The sequence below is a fragment of the Acinetobacter sp. genome (assembly GCF_036666595.1).
Taxonomy (GTDB): domain Bacteria; phylum Pseudomonadota; class Gammaproteobacteria; order Pseudomonadales; family Moraxellaceae; genus Acinetobacter.
Window position 1 is genome coordinate 42,273 of record NZ_JAVWVO010000013.1, and the last position, 22,206, is coordinate 64,478.

21 protein-coding genes are annotated in these 22,206 nt (G+C 39.1%); 17 read left to right on the forward strand and 4 right to left on the reverse strand.

Translation table 11 applies throughout. The features are described from left to right. Positions 1-244: 244 nt before the first annotated feature. The 4 genes from RR876_RS14625 to RR876_RS14640 all read left to right on the forward strand — a co-directional run bounded on the left by RR876_RS14625 (position 245) and on the right by RR876_RS14640 (position 4,147). On the forward strand, positions 245-1,252 hold the full coding sequence (locus RR876_RS14625; protein WP_332477861.1) for an NAD-dependent epimerase/dehydratase family protein: 1,008 nt from the start codon (positions 245-247) through the stop codon (positions 1,250-1,252). Positions 1,253-1,363: 111 nt separating this feature from the next. After that, positions 1,364-2,758, forward strand: coding sequence for a class II fumarate hydratase (fumC, locus tag RR876_RS14630; RefSeq protein ID WP_332477862.1), 1,395 nt, complete (start codon positions 1,364-1,366; stop codon positions 2,756-2,758). A gap of 107 nt (positions 2,759-2,865) precedes the next feature. Then, positions 2,866-3,357 (forward strand): hypothetical protein, encoded by a 492-nt coding sequence (locus RR876_RS14635; protein WP_332477863.1) that lies wholly within the window; start codon positions 2,866-2,868, stop codon positions 3,355-3,357. A 187-nt stretch (positions 3,358-3,544) separates the two neighbouring features. Further along, the gene (locus tag RR876_RS14640) at positions 3,545-4,147 is read left to right on the forward strand and encodes a nitroreductase family protein (RefSeq protein WP_332477864.1); all 603 of its coding nucleotides are present in this window, start codon (positions 3,545-3,547) and stop codon (positions 4,145-4,147) included. Between the two features lie 58 nt (positions 4,148-4,205). On the opposite strand, the gene RR876_RS14645 is transcribed toward RR876_RS14640, so the two are convergent. After that, a complete protein-coding gene (locus tag RR876_RS14645; protein WP_332477865.1) occupies positions 4,206-4,760 on the reverse strand; it encodes a thermonuclease family protein in 555 nt (184 codons plus the stop codon). Between the two features lie 340 nt (positions 4,761-5,100). Between RR876_RS14645 and RR876_RS14650 the strand changes: the two genes are divergently transcribed. The 5 genes from RR876_RS14650 to RR876_RS14670 all read left to right on the forward strand — a co-directional run bounded on the left by RR876_RS14650 (position 5,101) and on the right by RR876_RS14670 (position 11,441). Then, on the forward strand, positions 5,101-7,728 hold the full coding sequence (locus RR876_RS14650) for a type VI secretion system Vgr family protein (protein ID WP_332477866.1): 2,628 nt from the start codon (positions 5,101-5,103) through the stop codon (positions 7,726-7,728). Next, positions 7,729-8,634 carry a DUF4123 domain-containing protein gene (locus RR876_RS14655; protein ID WP_332477867.1) on the forward strand — a complete coding sequence of 302 codons (906 nt, stop codon included), beginning with the start codon at positions 7,729-7,731 and terminating at the stop codon, positions 8,632-8,634. It abuts the gene before it with no gap. 159 nt (positions 8,635-8,793) lie between these two features. Continuing rightward, positions 8,794-9,222 (forward strand): hypothetical protein, encoded by a 429-nt coding sequence (locus RR876_RS14660; protein WP_332477868.1) that lies wholly within the window; start codon positions 8,794-8,796, stop codon positions 9,220-9,222. Positions 9,223-9,338: 116 nt separating this feature from the next. Further along, complete coding sequence (locus RR876_RS14665; RefSeq protein WP_332477869.1) at positions 9,339-9,755, forward strand: hypothetical protein; 417 nt, start codon at positions 9,339-9,341, stop codon at positions 9,753-9,755. A 12-nt stretch (positions 9,756-9,767) separates the two neighbouring features. Beyond that, entirely contained in the window at positions 9,768-11,441 is a 1,674-nt protein-coding gene (locus tag RR876_RS14670) for a DUF2235 domain-containing protein (protein ID WP_332477870.1), read from the forward strand. Between the two features lie 296 nt (positions 11,442-11,737). Here RR876_RS14670 and RR876_RS14675 read toward each other — a convergent pair whose 3' ends face one another. Next, positions 11,738-12,655 carry a LysR family transcriptional regulator gene (locus RR876_RS14675; RefSeq protein ID WP_332477871.1) on the reverse strand — a complete coding sequence of 306 codons (918 nt, stop codon included), beginning with the start codon at positions 12,653-12,655 and terminating at the stop codon, positions 11,738-11,740. Positions 12,656-12,749: 94 nt separating this feature from the next. On the opposite strand from RR876_RS14675, the gene RR876_RS14680 reads away from it, so the two are divergent. From RR876_RS14680 to RR876_RS14710, 7 genes are all read left to right on the forward strand, one after another. After that, a complete protein-coding gene (locus RR876_RS14680; protein ID WP_332477872.1) occupies positions 12,750-13,991 on the forward strand; it encodes an acyl-CoA dehydrogenase family protein in 1,242 nt (413 codons plus the stop codon). Positions 13,992-14,087: 96 nt separating this feature from the next. After that, positions 14,088-15,209 (forward strand): phosphotransferase family protein, encoded by a 1,122-nt coding sequence (locus RR876_RS14685; protein WP_332477873.1) that lies wholly within the window; start codon positions 14,088-14,090, stop codon positions 15,207-15,209. After that, positions 15,206-15,904, forward strand: a complete 699-nt coding sequence (locus RR876_RS14690; RefSeq protein ID WP_332477874.1) for a histidine phosphatase family protein — start codon at positions 15,206-15,208, stop codon at positions 15,902-15,904. The genes RR876_RS14685 and RR876_RS14690 overlap by 4 nt, the downstream gene beginning before the upstream one ends. Before the next feature lie 15 nt (positions 15,905-15,919). Further along, positions 15,920-16,663, forward strand: coding sequence for an SDR family oxidoreductase (locus tag RR876_RS14695; protein ID WP_332477875.1), 744 nt, complete (start codon positions 15,920-15,922; stop codon positions 16,661-16,663). Positions 16,664-16,812: 149 nt separating this feature from the next. Further along, entirely contained in the window at positions 16,813-17,136 is a 324-nt protein-coding gene (locus RR876_RS14700; protein ID WP_332477876.1) for a pyrimidine/purine nucleoside phosphorylase, read from the forward strand. A gap of 178 nt (positions 17,137-17,314) precedes the next feature. Next, positions 17,315-18,025, forward strand: coding sequence for an SGNH/GDSL hydrolase family protein (locus tag RR876_RS14705; protein ID WP_332477877.1), 711 nt, complete (start codon positions 17,315-17,317; stop codon positions 18,023-18,025). Positions 18,026-18,054: 29 nt separating this feature from the next. Next, positions 18,055-18,648 carry a uracil-DNA glycosylase family protein gene (locus RR876_RS14710; protein ID WP_332477878.1) on the forward strand — a complete coding sequence of 198 codons (594 nt, stop codon included), beginning with the start codon at positions 18,055-18,057 and terminating at the stop codon, positions 18,646-18,648. Between the two features lie 61 nt (positions 18,649-18,709). Here the strand turns inward: RR876_RS14710 and RR876_RS14715 are convergent, their stop codons facing one another. Beyond that, entirely contained in the window at positions 18,710-19,147 is a 438-nt protein-coding gene (locus tag RR876_RS14715; protein WP_332477879.1) for a hypothetical protein, read from the reverse strand. A 257-nt stretch (positions 19,148-19,404) separates the two neighbouring features. Continuing rightward, positions 19,405-20,958 carry a phospholipase D family protein gene (locus RR876_RS14720; protein ID WP_332477880.1) on the reverse strand — a complete coding sequence of 518 codons (1,554 nt, stop codon included), beginning with the start codon at positions 20,956-20,958 and terminating at the stop codon, positions 19,405-19,407. Positions 20,959-21,077: 119 nt separating this feature from the next. On the opposite strand from RR876_RS14720, the gene RR876_RS14725 reads away from it, so the two are divergent. Then, positions 21,078-22,193, forward strand: coding sequence for an S-(hydroxymethyl)glutathione dehydrogenase/class III alcohol dehydrogenase (locus tag RR876_RS14725; RefSeq protein ID WP_332477881.1), 1,116 nt, complete (start codon positions 21,078-21,080; stop codon positions 22,191-22,193). Positions 22,194-22,206 lie beyond the last annotated feature (13 nt).

The following is a 22,206-nucleotide window of genomic DNA, read 5'->3' on the forward strand; positions in this document are numbered from 1 at the left end:
GCTACACAATTCCTTCAATAAGTATTTTCCTTTTCATAAACGATATACAGTACATAGCTATAACTGTAACACATGCGATATTCCGAACCTTTAAAATGGTGATATAGTGCTCTTGCAGATTGGCCGACTCAAGAGAATTTTGAGTCGGTTTTTTGCGTTTAATATCTGTGGATAAGTCATTTGAAACACCATAAATACACCAATAAAACGCAACTTGCTGATTATTATAGGGAGTATGTATACAATGATTTTAGTGACTGGTGGTTTAGGCTTTATAGGCTCTCATATTGCTTTGAGCTTTATGGCGCATGGGCAAGAGGTCATTATTGTAGACAATTTATCCAATGCGAACTTACAAACTCTTGAACGATTAGAATTTATTAGCGGCATGTACGTGCCTTTTGTCAAAATTGATATTCGAAATACGCCTGCTTTGAACAAAGTTTTTGAGCAGTATTCCATCGATGCGGTGGTGCATGCAGCAAGTTTCAAATCGCTTGAAGAATCTGTACTGAAGCCTTTGGAATACTATAATGACAATGTCAGTTGTATCATGAGTTTGCTGCGTGCCATGCAGCGCACAGGTGTCCGCACTTTGGTTCATCTTTCAAGTCTTGCGGTCTATGGTGAATCGAGCCTACACCTAGAAGAAGATTTAGAGCTGAATTACGGCTATCCAAATCCGTATATCAAATCACAGCAAATGGTCGAGGAAATTATTCGAGATACAGCAAAAACGGATAATGAATGGAAAATTGCAATTTTAAGAATGGGCAATGTTGCAGGTGCATTTGAAAATGCGATGCTCGGAGAACTGTTCCCACCTTTACCGAAAAATATTATTCCACTGTTGATGCAAGTCGCTGCAAAACAGCGTGATCACATTGAGCTCAGAAAAAGTGCACAAACCACAGATCATACCGTAGAGCGTAGTTTTTTACATATCCTCGATGCCTGTGATGCGATTGCCGCTTCGTTACAATGGTTAAGCACTCAACAGTTTGCTTGTGAAGCTTTTAATATCGCAGGTCAAAGTGTGTCGATACAGCAGTTGGTTGAAAAAGTTGAAAACGTGACACAAAGTGACATTGCTACAGTCGATGTTGTGGATTCGCACATCGTGGAATTAGATCAGGTCGCAGCAGAGTGTAGTAAAGCGAAAAACGTTTTATACTGGGAAGCGAAGCGCAGTTTAGAACAAACCATTGAAGATGGATGGCGTTTCTACCGACAAAGTTTAGATGGCCGTTAATTAATTTACTGATAACAATTATCATTTACATATTTTTGCTTAATCATTAAGATAAGGAAAACAAGCGCAAAATAATCATTTTGCAATTCACTTAAAAAGGAAGAGGTTAAAATGCAAATACGTATTGAACATGACACGATGGGCGAAGTTGAAGTACCGAGTGAAGCACTTTGGGGTGCTCAGACTCAGCGTAGTTTGCAAAACTTTAAAATTGGCAGTGAACGTCTACCACGTCCAATGATTCGTGCTATGGGCTTAGTGAAAAAAGCAGCAGCGCAGACCAATGCTGAACTTAACCAAATTCCACAAGAATTGGCGCAATACATCGTTGGCGCTGCGGATGAAGTGATTGCAGGGCAGTGGGATAGTCAGTTTCCTTTGGTAGTATGGCAAACTGGTTCAGGCACGCAAAGTAACATGAACTGTAATGAAGTAATTGCGAATATCGCCAATCAGAAACTCGGCAATCCTTTAGGCGCACAAAAACCTGTACACCCGAACGATCACGTGAACCGTGCTCAGTCAACCAATGACTCATTTCCAACGGCGATTCATGTCGCAGCAAGCATTCAAATTAATGAATTATTAATTCCTGCAGTTACCCAGCTTCGAGATACTTTAGATGCAAAGTCTCAAGCATTTTCAGACATTGTCAAAATTGGTCGAACTCATTTACAAGATGCAACACCATTAACATTAGGTCAAGAATTTAGTGGTTATGTTTCTCAGCTCGATCACGGCTTAAAGCGTTTACAACAAGCACTTTTAGGTTTGTATGAACTACCTTTAGGTGGAACGGCTGTAGGAACAGGGCTGAATGCTCATCCTGATTATGCAGAAAAATCAGCGGAGCAACTGGCACAGTTGACCGGACTGCCTTTTGTGACTGCACCGAATAAATTTGAAGCATTGGCTGGACGTGATGCAGCAGTGTTTGCATCAGGTGCATTGAAAACACTTGCGGTAAGTTTGAATAAGATTGCCAATGACATACGCTGGTTGGCAAGTGGCCCACGTTGTGGTTTTGGCGAGTTACGTATTCCTGAAAATGAACCAGGTTCAAGTATTATGCCAGGGAAAGTGAATCCGACTCAAAGTGAAGCGATGACCATGGTGGTGGCTCAAGTCTTAGGCAATGACACCACGATTAATGTTGCAGGCGCATCGGGTAACTTTGAGTTGAATGTGTTCATGCCTGTGATTGCATTCAATTTGTTGCAGTCGATTCAGCTTTTGGGTGACGCATGTAATAGCTTCAATGATCACTGTGCAGTAGGCATTGAACCGAACCGTGAAAAAATTGATCATTTCTTACATGACTCATTGATGTTAGTTACAGCCTTAAATCCAGTGATTGGCTATGAAAATGCAGCGAAAGTTGCCAAAACAGCTTATAAAGAAGGGAAAGCCTTAAAACAGGTGGCCGTAGAGTTGAACTTAGTCACTGCTGAGCAGTTTGATGAAGTGGTACGTCCAGAGCAAATGATTTCCCCAAATGTAAAATAGCCCTTGGTCCAGATGCTCAACTAAAGAGCAAATGAACATCAGCGGTTTTTATCTTTGGGCGAAGTCGGTACAATGGACGACTAAAGATAAACTGCTGATGAGTTACCATGCTTTATATTTATTTGACAGATGTTCAGAAAAACGTGCAATTTAACGATTATCCGGGTGAACATCCTGTTAAATTTGTTTTAAATTTCAAAAAGATTTTCCCAAGTGTTATGGAGTTATTACTTCCAGTTCTACCTGAAAATGAAAATCTTGAAGAAATGACATGGGAATCAACTACGGCTGACTTTGAACTTTTCAAACTGTTGTTGAGTGGTTGGGGCGTGATTGAGCTACGCTTAAACGCGATCAAACAGTTTAAAGATAAAGATTTTGCCGATGCTCTAGTGAAACGTGCACAACAAAAACGCAAAGAATTTGCAAAAGCACAGCAACAGTTGAAAACAGTTGAACTCGATTATTTATTTATGCATGAGATTCATGCATTGATCGATGCAGAATTGGTTGAACTGGGTGAAAAGTTCTATTTACCCGTTCTTCGTGACTTATGGAAAAATAAAATTCCAACTCAAGTCTTAGAAGCCAAATTTTAAGTCATTCAAAAAATCCTCCAAATGGAGGATTTTTTATATCGATAGCAAAACTATGTATTTGCGAGCACAAGAAAGTATTTAAACTGCATCTAAAGCACTGAATTTTATTATTTGGTCAAATATTGGAATTAATATTGCTTGATACATCGCGTCATCATTCACCGTATAACCGTAAGGATTTTATAATATGTCAAATCAGTTCATCGACTTAATTACAAAGCGTCGTACCATTTATGCCATTGGTAAAAAGGTCGAGTACAGCCCTGAATTTTTAACTGATTTGATTCAAACTGCCATTAAACAAAGCCCATCATCGTTCAATTCACAGTCATCTCGGGCGGTAATTTTATTTAATGCGGAACATGAAAAGTTCTGGACTTTTGTGGCTGAAAAACTGAAGTCTTATGCTAAAGATGAAGAAAGCGCGGCTAAAACAACTGCAAAAATGGCCAGTTTTGCAGCAGGTGTAGGAACAGTTTTATTTTTTGAAGATTTAGATGTAATTCAGAACCTACAAGAGCAATTTCCATCTTATGCTGAAAATTTCCCAGTATGGGCAGAGCATTCAACAGCAATAGCGCAGTTTTCAACTTGGACTACATTACATACTTTAGGTTTAGGTGCATCTTTACAGCATTACAATCCAATTGTAGATGAAGAAGTCCATGCTGAGTGGGATGTGCCTGCAAGTTGGAAACTGCGTGCACAACTGGTCTTTGGTTCGGTTGAGGGCGAAGCTAAAGAAAAAGGCTTTGTGGATGATGCTGTACGCTTTAAGGTCTTCAAATAATCAATCAAGAAGCCGCTTTATATGGAGCGGCTTTTTAGACTTAGTCTTTACAGATCGACTACTTCTTCATTTTGCGGTAGTCACTCGGGCGAATAGGGCGGGTGCCGCGCCATAAACCTTTCTTGTGCTTTTTCGCATGACTTTGTAAAGCATTCATATGTTTCAAATGCTTTTTATCCTTAATATAGTCCTCATAGACCCATGCTGCACCACGTTTGACCATCTCCTCATTCATACTTCTCCGAAAACGGTAGATTTCACCTACACAACGACCGTAACGGTCAATGTCTGTAATGCGAACACGAACCACTTTCCGATAAACCATTTTTTTGATTAAGCGTTTGGATTCAGGCCCATAGCTTTGAGTCGACTCAGGCGCATCAATATAGGCAAAGCGTAATTTGGTTTCTGAGCGTCGAAAGTTAAAGCGATAGCATGTCAGTGTATCACCATCACTTATCGCCGTAATCCGGCACCAATAGGTTTTACCTTTTTTAAAGGGATGGAGAAATTGGCTGAGAGCATTTTGTATTTTATAAAAAGTAAATACCAGTATCAGGCAAAGGGCGAAGCCAATACCGATGAGCCAGCTATTGGACAGGTGATCAAACATAGAGGAGAGCAATGGAAAATAAAAATATCAAAAAGACATTGTATGGCAGATACACTATTTAAAATGCTATAAGTAATCTCAAGTGTTTATTTTTCATAAGAAAATAGATGTTTAATTAAACAAGTAAACTGGAACAAATTTTTAACGAAATAAAAAAAGCCAATAGCAAGTTTAACTGAGGGAGTTTGTATGATTCTTTTAAATCATTTGAATGCTATTTAAGCTGATGTTTTCATAAGACAAATAATTATTTATCCCTGATAACAAAAAATATACCGAATAGTTTTGAGAACAATACATTGTTTTGTTAGCATATTTTTGTAAAATTAAGGTCATAATAATGATAAATAACATTTCCAGTATTTTGGATAAGCTTGGTTTTGGACTGCAAAAACGAGCAATTAATATTCAACTTTCAAATACAGCAGTTAATTCTCAAATCATGCTGCAACGCCTCGAAGGTTATCATGGTATTAATGATGGATTATCCTTAGAACTGATCTGCTTATCTACAAATCCATATATTGAATTAAAACAATTTATTGGATGCCAAGTTGCCGTTGATCAGGTGACTGATTCAGGCCAACTATTTAGAGCTACAGGCGTTATTACAGGTGCAAGCCAAGGGCAAAGTGATGGTGCTTTGAGCATCTATCGGCTTACAATGCAGGATGCCACGAGTTTACTGCACAAACGGTGTAATAGCCGTGTATTTATGAATAAAAGTGCGGTGGAAATTTGTGAAATTATTTTCAAAGAATGGCAAAGTAAAAGCCCTTTGTTTACTGCTAGCCTAAAATTAGATACCAGTTGTTTAAGCAGAAATTACGATATACGCCCTTTCTCCATGCAGTCGAATGAAAGTGATTATGCTTATTTAACTCGGCTGTTACGCGAAGAGTCGATTAATTGGTTGGTTGGTGAGTCTCATCTTTTTGTCTCAAGTAACGATGACAGTATTGAACCACAAATACTTAAGTTAATAGATAATAATGCTCAATTTGAAGCAATTGAGCGAAGAAGCATTCGTTATCATCGTTCAGATGCCACAGAACAATCAGATAGCATTACAAGCTTTATTGCGCAGCGTCAATTACAACCGACAGCCATTCACGTACAACGTTGGCAAGCGGATCGTTTGAGGCAAGAAGATGCAAGTGGTTCAGTGATCAGTTCACATCAACACAGTGCCCAGCACGATAATGAAAGCTTAACTTTGGAGCAAGCTTGGAATATCTCACCTGCTTGGATTGGTGATTTAAAAGGGGAAGATCAGGCTACTGCTTCAGGAAATGCTCAATTAGATAAACTCAATAAACAACTGAATCAATATCAGGTTTTGCAGGCAAAATATTTTATAGCAAATAGTAGTGTACGTGATACTCAAGTTGGCTATTGGTTTCAGTTGAATGATCATCCAGAGTTAGAGAAGAACCATAGCCCAAAGGATAAAGAATTTTTAATCTTAACGAAGCATTTTTATAATCAAAATAACCTTCCAAAAGATATCAAAGATCAAGTTGAAAAGTTGTTAAGTTTAAGTCATTGGGCAACGAGTAAAGACAGTGATCAAGAACGCCAAGCAAATGAGCTAACTGTCGTACGTCATACGATAGAGGTTGTTCCTGAATATGATCCATTGACTCACCGTCCGACTGCACATGTACAACGCGCTAAAGTTGTGAGTGATGGTGAAGAAATCCATGTTGATGAATGGGGGCGAATCAAGGTCCGTTTCTTATTCACACGTACAGAAGACCATGCACACGATGGTGGTGCAGGATCAAATGACACTGATACCGATTCGGCATGGATAGATGTTCTCACCCCTTGGGCAGGCGAAGGTTATGGTGCACGTTTTTTACCACGTAAGGATGAAATGGTTGTTATCGATTTCTTTGATGGCAATATTGACCGTCCATTTGTGACTGGCCGGATTCACGAAGCGCAGCGTTCGCCAACCAAATTTGATATTAAAGGGCAACTCCCTGATACCAAAAAACTCAGTGGGATTCGTTCAAAAGAAGTCGGTGGCGAAGGCTATAACCAACTGCGTTTTGATGATACAACAGGGCAAATCAGTGCCCAATTACATAGCAGTCACGGTGCAAGCCAACTGAACTTAGGGAATTTAAGTCATCCAAAAGACAAAGCTGAAAGTGATGGTCGTGGTGAAGGCTTTGAACTCAGAACTGATCATGCAGGTGCTATCCGAAGTAAAGGGCTATATCTTTCAACGTTTGTTCAAGACAAAGCAACCGATATACACTTAGAGACAAAAGAAGCAATCCAAAACTTCACTGAAAGTTTGGAAAGTATGAAAGCACTATCTGAATATGCAGTTAAGCAAAAAGCTGAAGCTGCAGATATGCTCGAAAATATTGATCAATATATTAAAACGATTGAATCACAATGGTCTGACTTAAAAGCAACGAAAGATGCTCTGATGCTCTTGGCATCACCAGAAAGTATTTCTCTGGTTTCAGGGAAAGACATTCATATGAATGCTTTGGATAGTATTACCGTTGGCGGTGGTCAATCGATCAATGTTAGTACAAATGAACACCTCATCTTGAATGCCAAGAAAAAAGTTAGTGTTTTTGCAGGTGAAGAAGATCTAAAAATTTATGCAGCAAAAGGCAAATTTGATCTGCAATCACAAGACAATGTATTAGATGTTTCAGCACGACTAGACGTCAAAATAACCTCATCTGAAGGCAAAGTAGAAATTCACAGCCCGACCGAAATTGTATTTAAAGCAAAAGACAGTGCCTTAAAAATCAATGGTGATGGGGTTACCGTCATTACACCAAATAAATTTACTGCCAAAGCCAGTCAACATCTCTTTACAGCAGGTGCGAGTGAAAGTCCTACACTTCCTCTTTTCCCTAACAATATTTGTTGGGAATGTCTCGCTCGACGGGCAGCACAACGTAGTGCTTTTATTAACAAAGGAGATGGAATGTAAATGATAGGCAACCAAAGTCTCCAAATTTTCTTTAAAACATTTGAAAAGTATCCGCTTGATCAAGTTGGATTAAACGTTTATGCATTAGCCGATGCAGCCCAAGATAAAACATTCTTAAAAGTTTTAGAGCACTTAAGGCAAAAATGCCTCTTGAAAGAAGCAGGTGGCGAAAAGGCTAGAGAAATCTCTCCACATTTACTGCAATTACCAAAAGACTTTACTGCACTCGAATGGGAGTGGATAGAAAAGAATATCGCTGGCACGACCAAAATGACGATTATTATTTCACCCTTGTCATTTGATTACTTATATAAACACTTACGCCAATTCTTAGATGTCGAATTCGATGGTGGTCTAGAAATGATGTTGGCATTTTGGGATCCGACTATCTTAGCAACATTGGTTGGCCACAAAGCCGATAAAACATTGTATGTACAAGGACCTGTATTCAATCCACAACAAATTGAAACCTTGCTTAAACCGATTCAAAGTTGGTGGTACTGGGATCGTTCAGGTAATTTGCAGGGCATATTTGGCTTGAATGTGCGTGTTGAATTACTTCCATCCATAGAAACACCACTATATTTTTCTAGTGAACAAGAAGAAATGATGGTTGAGGCAACCTTTCCCGATAATTTGATGTATTACCTCAAACTCAATAACTCATTTTTAGTCGATAAAATTGATGATGATACATTGTATCAGTCGGTGGTTAAGAGTATCCCTGAAGCAAGAACGTACAATTTATCTGGTACACGTGATATTTTAAATTTCATCTGTTTAAAGCTGATTTACAAAGATCAATTTGAGTCAGACGATAATTTACAGTATCAATTGATTCATTTGAAAGATAAAAAGTTCACAATGGATCAAGTGATGAATAATGTAATGGCTAAAATTGAATAATACAATTTTAGTTTTTTATACACCTTATTAAAATGAATAAACATAAATTCTCAAGAGAGAGTAAATATGAATTACAAAGTATTATTTTTCTTGCTTATCATTATACCAGTGGCGTTATCTGGCTGTATCGGAAATTGGGCATATGGACAGATTTAAGCAATGACACTGATTTATCCTAAAAAAGAAATTTTAATACCAGTACTTATCTTTGCATTAATTGGATGTGCCAGTGTTGGACCAAATGCAACCTATTATATGGCTACTACGTCATTTAAATATGATCCAACATATGTAAGCTACATGGTTGAATTAAATAGTCATGAAATAGGAGCTGGTTTTGGTAGTGGAGTGAATACATCTCTTGTAAAAGTTGGACCGCAAACTATTACATGGAAAGATGCAAAAACAGGTGAAATACACTCTGCTAAAAATCAAGTAATCATTACTAAAGAACATTTAAAAGGTAAGAAATATTTAGCAGCACATTTATATCCAGATGATACTGTAGAAATTACTACGTCAAACAATTGGCCAAATCCAACCGAAAAGGGGCTAAAATGGCAAGATGAAATGAGAAAGAATAAATAATGGGGTTAAATAATGTTTAAAAAATGATTATCAAACGAACTACAAAGCTATTTAAACCATATAAATTAGACATGTTTATATAGATTAAATATTTTTAAAGAAAACAAGGAACTACTATGAATATAAAGAAGTTACTTCTACTACCTATCAGTTTGGTTTTCAGTGCTGCAGGTTGTGCAGGCATTGGAGCAAATGCAACTTATTATATGGGGACGGTATCTTTTAATTATAATCCAGCATATGCAAGTTATATGGTTAAATTAAATGGTACAGAAATAGGTGGTGGATATGGGCGATCTATGAATACCTCTCCCGTAAAAGTTGGAACTCAAATTGTCACTTGGAGAGATGCAAAAACTGGGCAAACGCATAATGCTAAGAATGAGGTAAGCCTAACGAAAGAAGATATCAAAGGAATGAAATATTTGGCTGTACACTTATATCCAGATGATAGTATTGAAATTACCACATCCAACAATTGGCCAAATCCTACTGCAAAAGGTGATGCTTGGTATGACAGGCTAAATAAATAATGGGGTTAAATAATGTTTACAAAGACTATTATAAAAAGGACTGTAGAAACCAATAGTGATGTTTCTAACACTCCACCTACCGCAAAACAGGATTGTTCAGATGTGGTACATATTTCGGTTTTTTTTGATGGTACGGGTAACAATAAGGATGCCGATGAAGAAAAAAAGAAATGGTCTAATCCGGCTCGATTATGGCGTAATGCTGATTTACTTACAAAAGATAAAGACAAACCTAACTATGCAATCTATGTATCAGGCGTAGGCACACGTTTTAACGGAGAGTTAAATATTTTTCAACGTGCACTCGCTATACTGCAAGACCACAGTGGTTTTGGCCTTGGTGTGGGGACAGGTGGTACCCGACGCCTAGATTATGGTGAGGCTCAGCTGAATGATGCTTTAAAGCAAGTTATGATCATCAATGCGAAAAAAGCAGAAATAGACACGAGTAAATATGCCAATGAAAAAAAAGTTTATAGTTTTTCAGAGGTTGATAATAGTTTAAAGGAACATCGTCTGATTAAAAAAATTAATATTTCTACATTCGGCTTCTCTCGTGGTGCCGCTTTAGCACGTGCTTTTACCAATCAATTTATGTGGCAATGCGAATCTGATTGCGATGGTTTAACCTACGGTACAGGAAAATCCCCCATTGAATTTAAATTTATGGGAATCTTTGATACCGTTGCCTCATTTGGCTTACCTGCGACCAACTTAAATAATAATTTAACCTTTGACGGTCGTGATATGGTCATTGATGAACGTATCAAAATGTGTGTGCACCATGTAGCAGGAAATGAGCTGCGCTTTGCTTTCCCTGTGGATTTAATTCATAAAGAAAATGGTCAAATTTCCAATCCAAATTGGAAAGAACTCGTTTATCCAGGCATGCATTCCGATGTGGGTGGTGGCTATACACCTGGCAGCCAGAATGTAAACGATAACTTTGCCCGTATCCCATTGAAAGATATGTTGGAAGATGCTGTCAGTGCAGGTGTTCGAATGTTTGACTATAACCAATTAAAAGAAAAATATGGGGCATTATTTACTGAACAGTTTGAAATTCAAAACGAAACACAGCGTTTATATAATGCGGTAAAAGCACAAATACCGTCTACAGGAAAAGTTCAAGATCAAATTACTGCTGCTATGAAAGTTTATTATAGTGCGTATGGGACACTGTCGAGAAGTAAGACAGCCTCTGTTAGTCAAAATGTGCGTAAAGATAATAAATTTCGTGAATTATTACCGATCGGCCCATCAGATATGGCAACTGAAATTAGCCGCTTAGAAAAATTACAAAACCTAACAGCACCTAATAAATCTGGTGGAATGAATATTTTTAGAATATTGTCACCGGTTTCAAAAGCATATGAGTTTTTCTTAGACGTAGATGATTGGGAGTTCGCGAGTTGGCATAAAGAATCAACACCAGAAGTTATGAGCTTTTATCAAAACTATATTCATGACTCTAAATACGGTTTTATGAGTAATGCTGAACCATTTAGTTATTTCCGTCAAAGGACGGTATATGAGTCCCGTCGTAGTGGCAAGGGCGAAGAGGTAGATCAAAAAACTGTAGAAGATAAAGCGGTATGCATTGTGGTAAATAGGGAAGTACAACAAGAAGAGTTTTTTGATGCATTTGAACGAGCTAAACAAGAAGAGTTACCGTTAGCTATGTAAAAAGAATAAATTCTTGGTACGGTCGCTAAGTTCTAAACGGCTTTAATTCCTTATAAGTGCTATTAAGAAATAAACATTTACTCCATATTTTAAGCATCTTGAGATGAGATGCTTATTGTTTACTTTCATATTGAGTGCCCTACAAATGGTTATGGTGCAAATAACAAAGATAGGGAATTAGGAAAACAAGGATTAATTTGTAAGACTGGTGCGTTGGTTGTTTAGAGGTTCCAAATGACAGTCAAGATAAGAAGCTGAGTTCAAGCTTCGAGTTTTTTTAAATTTTATAAAATAGCCTAAGCAAAAATTTTATAAATTTCGTTCCTCAAGAAAAAGTGTCTTTTATTTTCAGTTAAATTTTTATGCCAATAAATTCCAATATTCATCTGCGGCAGTTTCTCAGGAACATCAAAAATATTGAGCAGAGGGGAAACATGCAAATGGCTCAAAATATTTTGTGGAATCGTTAAAATTGCATTGGGATATTGCTCTAGAATTTGTAGCGCAGTGGAATAGTGCTGACAACGCAAAAAAACCTGCCTAGACAGTTGCTTACGATTTAAATGAACATCTTCAACTAAAACACCAGTACGCCGCGAAGATACACCAATATGCGGTGCAGCCAAATACAATTCAGCATTGATTTGCTGGAGCTGAGTACAAGCCACAAACTGGTCTTTGACCAAGCTCTCAAATTGAATTTTATCGCCAAAGTTTTGTTCCAAATCAATCACAAAATCAATTTGTTGAGAAACTAAATCAGCATCTACTGTTTTACGGTCCAGCTTACTACTCATGAACTGAATACTTAGTCCAAGTTTCTGAAAGTGAGCAACTAATTTTGGGAAAACAATAGGCTCGATTTCATCATGAATCGCAATTTTTAGGCTTTGAACCATGTTCGGGTCGAAGCTTTGTTGCTGCATAGAAATACTTTGAATCGCAATTAAAGCATTTTTAACAAGCAGGTAATTTTGTTCTGCAAAAGGTGTTGGAAGCATTTGGCTGCCAGAGCGAACAAATAAATCATCCTTTAAATGGCTACGTAAACGTTGCAAGGCATGACTTGCAGCAGACTGCGTAATCGACAAGATTTGAGCTGCTTTTGAAATACTTTTTTGCTCATAAATCGCAATAAAAAGTGGGTATAAATTGATATCGATGCGATGAAAAATCCCCATATCAATGGGTGATTTACTATGAATATTGTTCATGCTGATCTATAAAATAAAATCATTTTGTTCATATTAGTTTTCAGGTTATGTTGATGTAAAGCGAAAATATCAAAATAGATCGAAGGAAGCAGCCATGTTTGAACTTTCAGCACGTGCTCAAGATTATGTAGAACGTACCAAACAATTTATTCAAAATGAAATTGAGCCCATCGAAACTGACTTTTGGCATGAGGTACATGAACTGAACCAAGGTGGTGACTGGACCAAATGGCAGTGGCCTGCACAACTTGAAACGCTAAAAGCTAAAGCAAAAGCTGCGGGTTTATGGAATATGTTTTTGCCGTGTCTTGAATTGGGTCAAGGTCTATCGGTTCAAGAGTATGCTCATATTGCAGAACTCACAGGCCGGAGTCTTCTTGCGCCGACCGTATTTAACTGTAATGCACCTGACAGTGGCAACATGGAAGTATTGTGGCGTTATGGCTCTGAAGCTCAAAAGCAAGAGTGGCTTACGCAACTTTTAGATGGAAAAATTCGCTCTGTTTTCTGCATGACAGAACCTGCTGTTGCTTCATCCGATGCAACCAATATGCAAGCAACAGCCGTGATAGAAGGCGATGAAATTGTCTTAAATGGCCGTAAATGGTGGTCTTCAGGCTTAGGTGATCCCAATGCCAAAATAATTATTTTTATGGCGCATACACCTGATGAAACCAAAGATCGTCATCATCAACACTCGATGGTTTTAGTGCCTGTTGAAACAGCTGGAGTCAAAATTGAACGTATGTTACCAGTCTTTGGTGACTACGATGCACCCCATGGTCACGGCGAAATTAGCTTTAGCAATGTTCGTGTACCAGTTTCCAACTTTATTGGTGGTGCAGGTCAAGGCTTTGAAATTGCTCAAGGTCGTTTAGGCCCGGGTCGTATTCATCACTGTATGCGCTGTATTGGTGCTGCGGAAAAATCTTTAGAGTTGATGATCGATCGTGGCATGAGTCGTACAGCATTTGGTAAAGAAATTTTAAAATTAGGTGGAAACCTAGAGCGCGTGGCTGATGCACGTGTTGCAATTGATCAAGCACGTTTATTAACCTTGTATGCTGCGTATAAAATGGATACTTTAGGGAATATGGCCGCGTTAACTGAAATCTCTGCCATTAAAGTCGTTGCGCCAAGTGTGCTTGAAAAAGTGGTCGATATGGCGATTCAAATTCACGGCGGAGCAGGTGTGTCGCGTGATACGCCTTTGACAGGTTTCTTCGCTCAAGCACGTTCACTGCGTTTGGCCGATGGGCCGGATGAAGTGCATAAAGGTATGATTGCAAAATTAGAATTGGCAAAACGCGGCTATAGTACGCGTCGTAAAAAATAATAGAGGAGAAGATCATCTCTTTAATTCATCGTGTTGAAATAAGAATAGATGATCTTCTAAGTTATAAAGAAAAGATTGATAGTTTGGGAAAAAAGAATGTCAGCGATTGATGTAGGTGGAACAGTTCGGGCGGGCGAAGAACTGGATGCTGTAGCCGTAGAAAACTGGCTCAAAGCACAAGGTGTCGATCTACAAGGGCAGGTTGAAGTCACGCAATACTCAGGCGGTGCATCTAACTGGACGTATAGATTGAAATACGACAATGTCGATCTAATTCTACGCCGCCCACCCAAAGGTACCAAAGCTAAATCTGCACATGACATGGCACGTGAATATCATGTGCAAAAGAATTTAACCCCTTTTTATCCTGTACTTCCCGAAATGGTTGCATTATGTCAGGACGAATCTGTTCTTGGCTGTGACTTCTACGTGATGAAACGTGTAGAAGGCATTATTCCACGTGCCAATTTACCGAGAGAGCTAGATTTTAAAGAAGCCCAAGTTCGTGAGTTGTGTATCAATGTGATTGATAAACTGATCGAACTTCATCAAGTCCCGTACCAAGGCACAGAGCTTGAGAACCTTGGTAAAGGTGAGGGTTACTGCCGTCGTCAAGTGGAAGGTTGGGACGTTCGTTTTGAAAAAGCCAAAACCATTAACGTCCCTTCATTTAAATATGTGCGAAAGTGGCTGAAGGATAATATTCCAGCAGACTCAAAAACTTGTGTAATTCATAACGATTGGCGTTTTGATAATGTTATTTTAGATCCGAATCATCCGACACAAATTATTGGCGTCTTGGATTGGGAAATGGCAACGCTTGGGGATCCGCTGATGGATTTAGGTTCGGCTTTGGCATATTGGGTTGAAGAGTCGGATAGTGCACTTTTTAAAGCGACACGTCGTCAACCGACAAATCTTAAAGGCATGTTCACACGTAAAGAAGTGGTCGATTATTATTTAGAAAAAACAGGTTTAGAAGTAGAAAATTGGACCTTTTATGAAGTCTTTGGTATTTTCCGTTTAGCCGTGATTGCCCAGCAAATTTATTATCGCTATCACCACAAACAGACCAATAACCCTGCCTTCAAAGATTTTTGGATTTTAATTCATGCTCTCCATATTCGCGCACTTAAATTGATTGGTTTACAAAAAATTGAAGCCAATGAAGTCGCTCAAAAATACATTGTTAAAATGAAGGAAATATTAGGCAAATGACCACTATTTATTTCATTCGCCACGGGCAAGCATCTTTTGGTGCAGAAAGTTATGATCAACTCTCTCCCAATGGTGAACTCCAAGCCAAAATTTTAGGTCAATATTTTGATCAGATCTTAAAAGAAGCACCTGTGGTGGTGTCAGGCTCCATGCAGCGACATCAGCAAACGGCATGTATTTCTTTGGCTGAATGCTTTCCTGAGGTGGATGTCTTAACAGATTCTGCATGGAATGAGTTCAATCATCAGCAAGTCTTTGCTCATTACGAACCACGTTTTAACGAGCCACATTTACTAAAAGCCGATGTGGCTAAAGAATCGAACCCACGTGCATATTTGGCCAAGATATTTGAAGGGGCAATTGAACGCTGGACAGGTGGCGACTATCACCATGAATACGATGAATCATGGCCTAAATTTAAAAGTCGAATTGAAGCCGCTTTACAAGATTTGTGTGATGAATTGGCTCAAAGCAAACCACGTTATGCTGTGGTGTTTACTTCAGGTGGTGTAATTTCAGTGGTTGCAGGTAAGCTGTTGGGTTTAAGTCCAAATAAAACCTTTGCTCTAAATTGGGCTATTGCCAACAGCAGCATGACCACATTACGACTGGTGGGCAATGAACCGCAGCTTTTAAGTCTCAATGAACATCATTTTATTAAAGCCGAAAACTCAAACTTACTGACATGGATCTAAGGACAGGATTAAGACATGGCTAAAACAATTTTAATTACAGGGGCAAGTTCTGGCATTGGTGCAGGTATGGCGCGCGAATTTGCACAAAAAGGCTATAACTTGGCGATTTGTGCACGACGCTTAGATCGCCTTGAAAGTTTAAAGCAGGAACTTGAGAGCAAGTACGGCATAAAAGTCATTCCTAAAGTTTTAGATGTAACCAATTACGATCAAGTGTTTGCAGTTTTTCGTGCATTTAAACAAGAATTTGGTCATTTAGACCGTGTAATTGTGAATGCTGGAATTGGAGATGGGCGTCGAATTGGCAAAGGCAGTTTTGCGATTAATAAAGCCACGGTTGAAACCAACTTTATTTCAGCTCTAGCGCAGTGTGAAGCTGCAGTCGAAATTTTCCGTGAACAAAATGCAGGACATTTGGTTGTTATCTCTTCTATGAGTGCAGTTCGCGGGATGCCAAAACATTTGACAGCGTACGGTGCGAGTAAAGCAGGTGTTGCACATTTGGCCGAAGGTATTCGTGCTGAACTGCTCAATACTCCAATCAAAGTCACCACGATTTTCCCTGGCTATATTCGTACAGAAATCAATGAGGGCGCAAAACCACTACCTTTTGAAGTGGATGAAAAAACAGGTTCACGACTGTTGGCAGCAGAAATTGAAAAAGCCCCTGTAAAAGCCTATGTCCCTAAATGGCCGTGGTTACCATTGGGTTTGGCGATGAAAATTTTACCGCTGAAATTGGTCAATAAACTGGGCTAATGATTGAAATAAAAGGCTGTGAATCAGCCTTTTTATTTTTAACTAAGCGAGTGCCTTCTAAACAATAACTGCTATTTCAAATGAGCATTTGAATGTATTCATGAGTTGGTCATAAACCCGAGGTAGCATTGCAGAAAAAGGTGATTAAGATGTCCACACAATTCGACTTTGTTTCAGTTAGAAAAAAGCCCAATGTCCATTTTGGTGGGCGCTCAATCAGTCATGTCATTCAATGTGAAGATGGTTCACAAAAGACCCTTGGGGTTATTTTGCCTACAGATCAACCACTGACTTTTGAAACGCATGTCGCAGAGCATATTGAAATTGTTTCAGGTCAATGCCAAGTTAAAATTGGGCTACAGACTGAAATGAGGTTGTATCATGCAGGTGAAAGTTTTGATGTTCCTGCCAACAGTCGCTTTAGTATGATGACAAGTGAAGTCGTAGATTATATTTGTCACTTAGAAAAATAGCCGAAGATAAAGACTTAAAATGGCTAGAACAATGTTAATTCTTGTAACTTTATGATTATATGTATTTTTATCATTAACTTTAAAGCAATATTTCTGAAGAATATTTAAGTCTGTGTATCGGTGCAATTCAACGTATACTATTTTCATCTTTCACCTAGCTTAGACCCAGTCACTGAATATGCGATTAAAAATTTATACGCTGGCTTTGATTCCAGTCATTCTTTTTCAAGGTTATGCCGTCAAAAAAAATACACCAAGATTGGCTGAACCCGAAGGAGAGCGCATTGGACAAAAAGGCGTGGGTAAGTCGCTTTCCTTGCTCATTTTGGGGGATTCAGCGGCGGCTGGAGTTGGTGTAAATGTTCAAGATGATGCCTTATTGGGTTCAATTTTAAAAGAACTGTCATCTGAGTTTAGTATTCAATTTTATTTACACGCAACGACGGGATTCACCACAGATCAGGTCATTCAGTCCATCCAAACGCTTGAGACACAGCATTTTGATGTCATCATTACTTCTGTGGGCGTAAATGACATTACAAAATTCACTTCGCCGCAGGCTTGGATCGCAAAACAGAAGGAGCTTTATGACATACTCAAACATAAGTTTAGTCCACAACTAACAATTGCATCGGGTGTCCCCCCGATGGATCAGTTTCCCGCACTTCCAAACCCACTTGCATGGTTGTTCGGTCAATATGCCAAAGCAATGAACTTAGAATTAGGCCAATTTGTCGCACAGCACAATCAGATGGAGTGGGTAGAGTACGATCTAAAGAAGTTTTTGGCTTTAAACTTAGCTATGGCCAAAGATGGTTTCCACCCCAGCAAAGAAATTTATCAGTATTGGGGTAAACAAGTGGCTGAAAAAATACGCCAATCTTTTTAAAATGCAATAAAGACAATTTTTTATAGCTTATGACACATTCAGTTGAAATCGAAAAACATCCACTTAAACCGTTCCTCCCAGCTAATGCCAAATTATTGATGCTGGGCAGCTTTCCGCCGCCCAAGACCCGCTGGAAAATGGACTTTTACTATCCAAACTTTCAAAATGATATGTGGAAAATATTTGGCCTGTGTTTTTTCCAAGATAAAAATTATTTTCTCAATATCGAGCAGAAGACATTTAAAGAACAGCAGATCCGTGCATTTTTAAATGAATGGGGCATTGCGATTTTTGATACGGCCTATGAAGTGATTCGCCAAAAAGGCAATGCTTCAGATAAGTTTTTGCACATTATTACCCCAACCAATGTACAACATTTACTGGAACAAATGCCCGAATGTCATAGTGTGATGACCACGGGTGATAAAGCTACGGATACGCTCATGCTGTCTATGCCTACAGGTACGTTAAAACCACAAATTGGCATGAAGTCCGAGACACATTTTGCTGGGCGAGACCTGAGGCTTTATCGGATGCCATCTTCTTCTCGTGCCTATCCTTTGGCTTTAGAGAAAAAAGCCGAGGCTTATTACAACTTATTTTCTGAAATAGGCTTACTTTAGGTAACTATTGAAATTGCCTCTATACCTGAATTTTTAAGTATTCGTAGATGGTTGGTCTGCTTTAGTCTTCGTACTCAACATAGTCCCAGAGATTAAGCCTCGCTTTAATCTGTTTACGTAGTTGTGGCAGCATAGGGAATAATGTTCCATCAAGCCAAAGGCTGAGTGCACCTGCCGAAAGTGGCTGTTGCGATTCATCGATCAATTGTGCACCTTTCACCAAAACAAAAGTCTCTTCGCTTGCAGCTGTTTCGATCCCTTTAAACTGAACCAAAAGTTCATGGCCTGTATCTTGGATTTGCCACTCCAGTTCAATTTGGATATTTTGATTGGATTTTAAAACGACTTGCCCTTCAACCATGTCACTGTCACTCAAGCAGTCATGTTCAACACGCACTTTACTTAGAAACCATTCTTGTCGAGCAAGATCTTCTAGTGTTTTGTAGGGGGTTAAAATATTGCTGAGATTAAACTGACGACTTAAATCAAAAAATTGCATTACTAAACTTTATAGAGGAGAGATAAAAAGAAGGGCTGCATGTTAAATCAAAGTGTGTACTGAGTAAAACCTTTCAAGACCTTGAATGAGTTTAGGTATCAGAGCCAATTATTCTGTTCGGATTTTATATTCAATGGTGTTTATTAAAAATAGCAATAGATAAAGCATTTTTAAGCTGAGCCTAAAAAACAAAGCACTTAGCCTAAACAGAAAGCTATCGTACGTTAGAGAATATGGATAACGTCATTCACCTGTAATTACATCATCCATTCAATTGGTAGGTATGACACGGCTTTCATCATAAAACGCTGAAATTTTGTAGTTTCGGGTTCTTTTTGATGTTCAATGACACTTCCATCTTTTTGATGCTCAAGCCAAATGATATCGCCTTGAGAGTTGAGTTTTAACTCATAAGCAATATGCGGGAGAAATTCATCTAACTTATGTGAAATTGCATTTTGCAATTGATCTGACTCTACCACTAAGCCCACTTCTGTATTTAAATGGGCTGAGCGTGGGTCAAAGTTAAACGAACCAACAAAGACTTTTCCGTCTATATCAAAAAATTTGGCATGGAGCCGTGAGGAACTTCGACCTTTAGCTGGAATCACATGCCCAGTTGCCACTTCATACCATGTGTATTTTTCTCGTTCGATATAGGGTTTAAATTCATATAATTTGACGCCATTTTCGAGTAAGCCACGGCGATATTTTTTATAAAATGCATGCACAATGGCAACATCATTAGCCAATAACGAATTGGTTAAGACCCGAACTCGAGTTCCATTTTTTGCCAAATTGGAAAGATAGTCGGCACCTGCTGTGGTTGGGACAAAATATGCGGAGACCAACTCCATATGCTTTTCAGGCTTGCCCATCAAATCAAACATTTGTTTGACAATGATTTCATCAGGCTTTGCTTCACCACGAATTTTATTGGGAGAATCAGCAATGAAATGAGCCTTTGCCCAGTTAACAGGATGTTTAGTCAGCTCTGAATCCACTTGTATCCGAGCCAGATCAATTTTCTGTTCAATCACATTTTTATCTAAGGCATCCGCTTCATAGTGCTGTTTTAATTGAGCCAGTTCTTCTTTTGTTCCACGACCCACTAATTGGGGAATTGTATAACTGAGATCATCATTCCAGAAATTTAGAAATACGCTATTCGCATGTTCTACAGCTTGCCCATAAAACAAAATGTCCAAATCGGTAAATTGGAATTTTTCACTGGCATCAAAGTATTCACTGCTGATGTTACGACCACCAGTTACCGCAATTGCACCATCAGCAATGATCAGTTTGTTGTGCATACGATGGTTAATGTGATTGAAGCGGAAAGCATAATCAATCACACGTAAATGACGGTATTTGTAAGGGTTAAATAATTTGATTTCAAAATTGGGGTGAGCGCTCAGCTTTTTGAAAGTTTCATCAAGTGCCGTGCCGTTTTGGTCATCAATTAATAAACGTACTTTCACCCCACGATCCGCAGCATTCAGCAGTTCGTGCAACATCATATGGCCTATAAAGTCATCTCCCCAGATATAGTATTGGACATCTAGACTGTGCTTGGCCTCTCGTATCAAGTGTAAGCGTGAGGCAATGCTCATAAACGCTTCGTCCAACGCCAAATAAGCCGTAAGTCCCTGTTTTTGCTGTGCAGACGCATCTTGACCCTTGAGCCAATGCTCTGCATATACCTCTACAGGGGCTGAAGGCTTAGCCTGATTGGGGGCGAGCTGGCATCCCGCGAGTGTTAAAACGGTGCTTAACAAAATCAGCGGTCGACAATGAGTTGGTATCGCCATATTTCTTTTAAAGACCTAATTTTTATAAGTTATATATTTCACATGTTATAGGTTGAAACAAAGAATAAAAAGCGGTTACTGTAGCGCATCTGTTAAAGACTTCCTTAAGGATAGCGAAAATGAAATCACGTGCAGCTGTTGCCTTTGGACCTGGACAACCTCTCGAAATTGTAGAAATTGATGTTGCTCCACCGCAAAAAGGTGAAGTTTTAGTCAAGATTACCCATACAGGTGTATGCCATACCGATGCATTTACTCTATCTGGTGATGATCCCGAAGGTGTTTTTCCAGCAGTTTTAGGCCATGAAGGTGCGGGTATCGTAGTTCAGGTCGGTGAAGGCGTAACCAGTGTTCAGCCGGGTGATCATGTTATTCCACTGTATACGGCTGAGTGTGGCGAGTGTTTATTCTGTCAGTCAGGCAAGACCAATCTATGTGTTGCAGTCCGTGCGACGCAGGGCAAAGGTCTGATGCCAGATGGTACAACGCGTTTTTCTTATAATGGGCAACCGATTTATCACTACATGGGCTGCTCAACGTTTTCTGAATATACCGTTGTCGCAGAAGTGTCTTTGGCTAAAATCAATCCAGATGCTAACCCTGAACACGTCTGTCTATTGGGTTGCGGCGTGACCACTGGTTTAGGTGCAGTCAAAAATACAGCCAAAGTACAAGAGGGTGATACCGTTGCAGTCTTTGGTTTGGGTGGTATTGGTCTAGCGGTTGTACAAGGTGCAAAAAAAGCCAAAGCCAGCCGTATTATTGCGGTTGATACGAACCCTGAAAAATATAAATTAGCAGCAGAATTCGGGGCAACTGATTTTGTAAATCCAAAAGACCATGACCGTCCTGTACAAGAAGTCATTGTTGAAATGACGGGTTGGGGGGTTGATCACTCATTTGAATGTATTGGTAACACCAATGTCATGCGCTCAGCACTTGAATGTGCACACCGTGGTTGGGGCCAGTCGGTAATTATTGGCGTGGCAGGTGCAGGTCAAGAGATTTCAACACGTCCATTCCAACTAGTAACTGGCCGTACCTGGAAAGGGACAGCTTTTGGCGGCGTAAAAGGTCGTTCACAACTGCCAGGTATGGTTGAAGAAGCAATGACTGGTGACATTCGTTTAGCCCCATTTGTTACACATACCATGGGTCTCGACAAAATCAATGAAGCCTTTGACTTAATGCATGATGGAAAATCAATCCGTACAGTGATTCATTTTGAAGACTAATTCTTTGTAATAT

What these genes read in the sequence shown, in the direction of transcription:
- RR876_RS14645 (WP_332477865.1), bottom strand. Translation starts at nt 4,760, where the DNA reads ATGTTTGATCACCTGTCCAATAGCTGGCTCATCGGTATTGGCTTCGCC.
- RR876_RS14655 (WP_332477867.1), top strand. Translation starts at nt 7,729, where the DNA reads ATGATAGGCAACCAAAGTCTCCAAATTTTCTTTAAAACATTTGAAAAG.
- RR876_RS14675 (WP_332477871.1), bottom strand. Translation starts at nt 12,655, where the DNA reads ATGAACAATATTCATAGTAAATCACCCATTGATATGGGGATTTTTCAT.
- RR876_RS14635 (WP_332477863.1), top strand. Translation starts at nt 2,866, where the DNA reads ATGCTTTATATTTATTTGACAGATGTTCAGAAAAACGTGCAATTTAAC.
- RR876_RS14640 (WP_332477864.1), top strand. Translation starts at nt 3,545, where the DNA reads ATGTCAAATCAGTTCATCGACTTAATTACAAAGCGTCGTACCATTTAT.
- RR876_RS14690 (WP_332477874.1), top strand. Translation starts at nt 15,206, where the DNA reads ATGACCACTATTTATTTCATTCGCCACGGGCAAGCATCTTTTGGTGCA.
- RR876_RS14670 (WP_332477870.1), top strand. Translation starts at nt 9,768, where the DNA reads ATGTTTACAAAGACTATTATAAAAAGGACTGTAGAAACCAATAGTGAT.
- RR876_RS14625 (WP_332477861.1), top strand. Translation starts at nt 245, where the DNA reads ATGATTTTAGTGACTGGTGGTTTAGGCTTTATAGGCTCTCATATTGCT.
- RR876_RS14705 (WP_332477877.1), top strand. Translation starts at nt 17,315, where the DNA reads ATGCGATTAAAAATTTATACGCTGGCTTTGATTCCAGTCATTCTTTTT.
- RR876_RS14695 (WP_332477875.1), top strand. Translation starts at nt 15,920, where the DNA reads ATGGCTAAAACAATTTTAATTACAGGGGCAAGTTCTGGCATTGGTGCA.
- RR876_RS14650 (WP_332477866.1), top strand. Translation starts at nt 5,101, where the DNA reads ATGATAAATAACATTTCCAGTATTTTGGATAAGCTTGGTTTTGGACTG.
- RR876_RS14685 (WP_332477873.1), top strand. Translation starts at nt 14,088, where the DNA reads ATGTCAGCGATTGATGTAGGTGGAACAGTTCGGGCGGGCGAAGAACTG.
- RR876_RS14710 (WP_332477878.1), top strand. Translation starts at nt 18,055, where the DNA reads ATGACACATTCAGTTGAAATCGAAAAACATCCACTTAAACCGTTCCTC.
- RR876_RS14725 (WP_332477881.1), top strand. Translation starts at nt 21,078, where the DNA reads ATGAAATCACGTGCAGCTGTTGCCTTTGGACCTGGACAACCTCTCGAA.
- RR876_RS14715 (WP_332477879.1), bottom strand. Translation starts at nt 19,147, where the DNA reads ATGCAATTTTTTGATTTAAGTCGTCAGTTTAATCTCAGCAATATTTTA.
- RR876_RS14665 (WP_332477869.1), top strand. Translation starts at nt 9,339, where the DNA reads ATGAATATAAAGAAGTTACTTCTACTACCTATCAGTTTGGTTTTCAGT.
- RR876_RS14720 (WP_332477880.1), bottom strand. Translation starts at nt 20,958, where the DNA reads ATGGCGATACCAACTCATTGTCGACCGCTGATTTTGTTAAGCACCGTT.
- RR876_RS14660 (WP_332477868.1), top strand. Translation starts at nt 8,794, where the DNA reads ATGACACTGATTTATCCTAAAAAAGAAATTTTAATACCAGTACTTATC.
- RR876_RS14700 (WP_332477876.1), top strand. Translation starts at nt 16,813, where the DNA reads ATGTCCACACAATTCGACTTTGTTTCAGTTAGAAAAAAGCCCAATGTC.
- RR876_RS14680 (WP_332477872.1), top strand. Translation starts at nt 12,750, where the DNA reads ATGTTTGAACTTTCAGCACGTGCTCAAGATTATGTAGAACGTACCAAA.
- fumC (WP_332477862.1), top strand. Translation starts at nt 1,364, where the DNA reads ATGCAAATACGTATTGAACATGACACGATGGGCGAAGTTGAAGTACCG.